This window comes from Paenibacillus sp. 1SOY10 (assembly GCF_056836745.1).
Genome location: NZ_JBXENK010000025.1, coordinates 1 through 270 on the forward strand (window position 1 = coordinate 1; position 270 = coordinate 270).

General features: G+C 51.1%; 2 tRNA genes. Both read left to right on the plus strand.

Annotated features, from left to right (window positions below):
* Positions 1-15: 15 nt before the first annotated feature.
* Positions 16-92, plus strand: a tRNA-Ile gene (locus AC1VOR_RS22980).
* 35 nt (positions 93-127) lie between these two features.
* Positions 128-203: transfer RNA gene (locus AC1VOR_RS22985), tRNA-Ala, on the plus strand.
* Positions 204-270 lie beyond the last annotated feature (67 nt).

The window sequence follows — 270 nt, forward strand, 5'->3', positions numbered from 1 at the left end:
GAATATCCCTGTTATGGGCCCTTAGCTCAGCTGGTTAGAGCGCACCCCTGATAAGGGTGAGGTCGGTGGTTCGAGTCCACTAGGGCCCACCATATATCCCATAACAACATGAATGGGATTTTAATATGGGGCCATAGCTCAGCTGGGAGAGCGCCTGCCTTGCAAGCAGGAGGTCAGCGGTTCGATCCCGCTTGGCTCCACCATAAGAACTTTATGACCGTTATCCATTACACGCAAGTGTCGATAAGATAACGTTCGCACTTTGATCCT